3 protein-coding genes and 2 pseudogenes are annotated in these 4,569 nt (G+C 73.1%); 2 read left to right on the top strand and 3 right to left on the bottom strand.

Annotated elements, in window-relative coordinates:
- The 3 genes and pseudogenes from ACFW1A_RS38830 to ACFW1A_RS38820 all read right to left on the bottom strand — a co-directional run.
- A pseudogene (locus tag ACFW1A_RS38830) lies at positions 1–382 on the bottom strand (hypothetical protein); the annotation flags it as partial.
- Positions 383–770: 388 nt separating this feature from the next.
- Positions 771–1,973, bottom strand: a complete 1,203-nt coding sequence (locus tag ACFW1A_RS38825; protein ID WP_380418117.1) for a tetratricopeptide repeat protein — start codon at positions 1,971–1,973, stop codon at positions 771–773.
- Between the two features lie 578 nt (positions 1,974–2,551).
- On the bottom strand, positions 2,552–2,989 hold the full coding sequence (locus tag ACFW1A_RS38820; protein WP_380418115.1) for a hypothetical protein: 438 nt from the start codon (positions 2,987–2,989) through the stop codon (positions 2,552–2,554).
- Positions 2,990–3,561: 572 nt separating this feature from the next.
- On the opposite strand from ACFW1A_RS38820, the gene ACFW1A_RS38815 reads away from it, so the two are divergent.
- Positions 3,562–4,134 carry a hypothetical protein gene (locus ACFW1A_RS38815; RefSeq protein WP_380418113.1) on the top strand — a complete coding sequence of 191 codons (573 nt, stop codon included), beginning with the start codon at positions 3,562–3,564 and terminating at the stop codon, positions 4,132–4,134.
- Between the two features lie 209 nt (positions 4,135–4,343).
- A pseudogene (locus tag ACFW1A_RS38810) lies at positions 4,344–4,569 on the top strand (hypothetical protein); the annotation flags it as partial.

Here is a 4,569-nt window from a genome sequence, read left to right as displayed (position 1 = left end):
GCCCGTCGTCCACGCCGAGGCGTGGGCGGGCGGGGCGACGCCGCACGCCGCCCTCGCCCGGCACCCCGCCCGCGCCCCCTTCACCCAGGACGAGGACGACGACCAGGAGCACGGGTTGCCCGGCGACGTCCGCGGCCGGGTCCGTCGCCGGGCGGCCGGGATGACCTGGGAGAACCTCCAGCAGGCCCTGGAACAGGCCCGGGACGACGAGCGCGCCGCCGACCAGTACGCCGACGCCGCAGACGAGACCGGCCACGCCACCGCCGCCGACGCTTTGGCCGAGTGGCAGCGCGTACGCGACCACACCGCCGAGACCCGGGCCGAGCGCTACGACCCCGACCACGACACCGCTCTCCAGCACGCGCTGCGCTGCGAGCACCACCGGCAGGACTTTGCCGGCAGGACGTCGCCGAATGCGCCCGCGAAGCCGCCCACCAGGCCCGCCAGATCACCGACGCCGCACACCGCCGCCTCGCCGGCGCCGCCGCCCAACCTCTCTGCACCGCCCTCGACCGCGCCGGCCTCCACGCGCTCACCGACGACGACCACCAGGCCGCCCGCGACCCCGCCCGCCACCTCGACCCCGCCACACTGCGCCAGGTCGCGAGCCGGCCGGAGCGCACCCGCACCGCCGCCTTCGCGCTGCGCGGCACCGAGCAGGCCCGGCCCGTCCGGCCCGTCCGGCCCGTCGTACGGCGCCGCCAGTTCCGACCGACCGCACGGGCCCCAGGGGGTGCCCGGGTGGGTGAGCCGGGAGGGGGGACGGTGGGTCAGGAACGGCGCAGGGCGGCGAGTTCGGTCTCGGTGGCGAGGGTGCGGGGGTGGTGGGGGCCGAAGTGCTCGCGCCAGGCGGCCGCGCAGCGGGCGAGGTGCTGCTCGGCCTCGGTACGCCGGCCTGCGGCGGCGATGGCGCAGGCCAGGGCGGTGGTGGCTTCCAGGGCGCAGTAGTGGATGGGGGCGTAGTGGGCTTCGGCCAGCTCGACGGCCTGGCGTGACTCCACCTCGGCCTCCTGCGGTCGTTGCCCGCCGAGCAGGGCCTGCGCGGCGACGGTCGCGATCGGTGCGGCGAGGCCGGCCCGGGCGTCCGGGGTACGACGGAACTCGGCCCTGGCCCGGTCGACGGCCTGCAGGGCCTCCTGGTGGCGCCCGACTGCGGTGAGGCTGCGGGCGAGCCCGAGCTGCAGGGTGATGAGCACGTCGCCGCTGGGCTGGGTGACCTGGGCCTGCTGCGTGATGGCGGCGCGCGCGGCGGCTTGGGCCCCGTCGTGGCGGCCCTGTCCGTCGAGGGCCCGGACGAGGGCGTTCATGACGGCCAGCCAGAGCAGGTCCACACTGCTGTGCCGGTCGAGGAGTTCACGGCACTCGCGCTCGGCCAGCCCGTACTCGCCCAGGAACACCAGGCTCTGGGCCCGGTCCGACCCGGCCTTGAGCGTGCGCACGCTGTCCTGGCCGAACACCTGGGCACAGGCTGAGCGCAGCGCCGCGCCCTCGTCGGCCGCCTCGCGGTGGCGGCCCTGGGCACCGCGGGCCCGCACCTTGATGTCCCAGGCCAGCAGGCCGAGCTTGTCCGGGGCCGGACGGTGGCGCAGTACGGCCAGAGCCAACTCCGCGGCCCCGTCGGGATCGTTGCGGGCGAGCAGGAGAGCAGCCAGGTCGATCCGCACCTTGCCCGTGACCGGGTGCTCCTGACCGAGCACGTCCGGGCACAGCGCCACCAGCTCACGCAACTCGGCAGCCGCCTCCTCCCGCCGGCCCAGCCTCACCAGGACCGCCGCCCGCCGGCCGCGCGCCTCCAGGCTCAACGGGTCCTGCGCACCGAGCCGGGCGCACCGCAGCTCGACCGCCTCCCGGAACGCCTGCTCGGCCGGCGCCCACTGCGCCTTCGCGACGAACTGGTCACCCGTGACCCGCAGCCCCTGCGCGCGTCGAAGATCCCGCTTGTGCGCCGCCCGATCGCGCAGCCCCGCGAACATACCCGCTCCCTCACCCGGTCCATGACGTGGCGATGATCGTATCGTCGGCCACTGCTCTGACCGGGAACGTTCGCCGGTTGGGCCCGGGGTAGCTGGCGCCCGTGAAGGTCTGTCCCCTCCGGCACATCAGCCACCGTTGAGTGGGCACCCTGGTAGCCGGGTTCGGTGATCTCGTCCAGTAGCGTGGAGGCCCACAGATGCGGATCGTCCACCAGGCGCTGGCGGCAGTAGTCCACGAACGGCGCGAACGCGTCTGTGGCCTGGCGCCGGTGCTCGGGCACCCGCTCGCCGTTCAGGTAGGCACGGATCGTCTTGCGGTCGCGGCCCAGGTGCCGGGCGATGGCCGAGATGGACCGGCCCTGCCGACGCAGCGCGTGCGCATCCACGTCTTCCTCCCGCGTCAGCACCCGGGCCCCCGAACAGGCCGAACCCGTCGCGAACGCAGACTTTCCGACAGGACACGAAGCAACCGGGCACGCCGGGCGAGAACACACGATGGGTGGGGAGATCATCCGAGCAGGTTCGGCCGGCCCGGAGCAGACGGTGATCAGGCGATCAGCAGTGGCCGTCTCGCGCCTTTACGCGATCCAGCAGTACAGCCGGTCCTCCCGGTCGCCGATCCCGCTCGCCAGCTCGGCCAGGCCCGTCAGGATCCAGGCGGAGATCTCCGGGTCAAACACCTCTCGATCCTCAGCCCGCTCCCGGACCCACCGCTGGCTGACCTCGCCAAGCCGGAGGTCGTCGGCACCGGCCAGCGCGTCCTGGAGTGCAGCGGAAACCAGGAGAACCAGCGGGCCCCCGCCGTCGTCCGGGTCGGCAACAACTTCGGGCACATCAGCATCGACAAGCTCCGCGAAGCTCCGGCCGGTGAAGATGCCCTCCCACTCGATCAGGGCTTCCTCGGCGTCGAAGTTGCCGTATGTCAGCGAGTCGAAGACCCCGTCAGGACCACCTTCCACGACGGCGGCTGCGGCGTCCCGGCTCGGTGCCACGAAGAACTTGATGATGATGCTCACCAGGGCATCGTGCCCGCTGAGCCGGCTCAGGTCTAACCGTCCGTCCCCCAGACCCTTCGCCGAGGGCGGGGAAATAGCTGAGCAGGTCCGGCCAACGCAAGAGCAGTGGGTGAGGAAATTCAGGGCCCTGGCCGGAGTTTCGTGAATGATCAAGGAGAGGTGCTGGCTCGCTCGTTCCCGAGTGGGCGCGGTCGTCCGGTCGGCACCTTTACCAAGAACAACAAGGCGAGGGCTACACCCATTGCGTCCCGGCGGCCGCTTGACAACGTCAGTAGGAAGCGAACTCCACGGGCGGGGGCCAGCAGCGGGCGGCACGTGCCGTGCTGGCGGGGCACGACTGACCGTCCAACTGGGCATCCCCCAGACTGACGCGAGGAGTACGTACAGGCCCGCACCGCAAAGGACTTGGGTCCGCTGATGCTGCCGGTCCCGACCAAGCGCGAGCTGGTGGCCGCGCTGGTCTCCGCCCCGGACGAACCTGTACATCCGCGAGGAGCGCAGCATGTGAGCCGTGCGGCTGCCCCGCACCCTCGCGCGGGAGGCGAGCTGCTCGGCGTGGCATGCTGCCTGGCATGGCCGCCACTCCTGATTTCGACGCTTCGGGCGGGACTTGGTCGTTCGCGACCGCACGTGAGCCGGCCGAGTTCCCCGCGGTCGAGGTCGAAGGCGTGCCCGGTGTCGAGCACGCCGGGGGAGCGGGCCGTACCCTGTGCGGGATCCGCGGCCGGTACCTGAAGTTCTTCCTGCATGACTTTCAGCCGCAGGCATTGGCCTCGTGCCGCAAGTGTCGAGCGCTGGCCGAGGGGGCGCCGTCCCGGCCGTGCGGGCAGGAACGCCTGCACGACCTGCTCCTCCAGGAAGCCGAAGACGGGCCGCTGCGTACAGACCTGCTCGCCGCGCTGCGCAGGGGTGTGCGGATCGCGATCTGGATCACCGGCCCGGCAAAGGTCCTCATCCGCTTCCACTCGCGGATCGACCGGATGACCGAGGAGGCCGGCCCGGCCACCGAGGCGCTCGCAGCGGCCAAGACCTCCATCACACTGGCCCGCGTCGAGGACACGGACCGGCAGTACCTCGTTGTCCTGCCGCCAGACGGCCGCGCCCGCATCGCACGCGGGGTGGTGACCGGCTCTCCTGCGGCTTAGCCCTCCTCCGACAGCACCAATCCTGCAGGGCGCTGCCCCGTCGTCCGGTCCGCACGGCCAACGCCGCGCTGCGTCCGTGCTGGACGTGCCGGGGCTCGATCGGCGGGAAGGAGGGCTCGGACCTGGAGCTGCGGGAGAAGGCCCGGCCGGACCGGCTGGAGTGCCCGCAGTGCGCCAGCGACCGGGAGGCGAAGAAACTGGGGCCGCTGGTGCTGCCCGCTCCGACCAAGCGCGAGCAGACGGCCGCCCTGCTCTCCGCCCGCGCCCGCCGACCGGGACCTGGGCCGGGCCCGATGCCCGACTTCCCGCTGGTGCGCGGTGCGATCTGGCTGCGCCGGACCGGCCCGGACGGCTGGGTGGCCCTGGTGGAGGGTGCGGATCGTCCACGGCACCCAGCCGGGCACCCTGCCGGAGCCCGTCGTCCACGCCGAGGCG

The organism is Kitasatospora sp. NPDC058965, from assembly GCF_042741245.1.
GTDB lineage: Bacteria > Actinomycetota > Actinomycetes > Streptomycetales > Streptomycetaceae > Kitasatospora.
The sequence above is the reverse complement of the archived record's forward strand: the minus strand, read 5'-3'. Positions and strand labels throughout refer to the sequence as shown.

What these genes read in the sequence shown, in the direction of transcription:
- ACFW1A_RS38825 (WP_380418117.1), bottom strand. Translation starts at nt 1,973, where the DNA reads ATGTTCGCGGGGCTGCGCGATCGGGCGGCGCACAAGCGGGATCTTCGA.
- ACFW1A_RS38815 (WP_380418113.1), top strand. Translation starts at nt 3,562, where the DNA reads ATGGCCGCCACTCCTGATTTCGACGCTTCGGGCGGGACTTGGTCGTTC.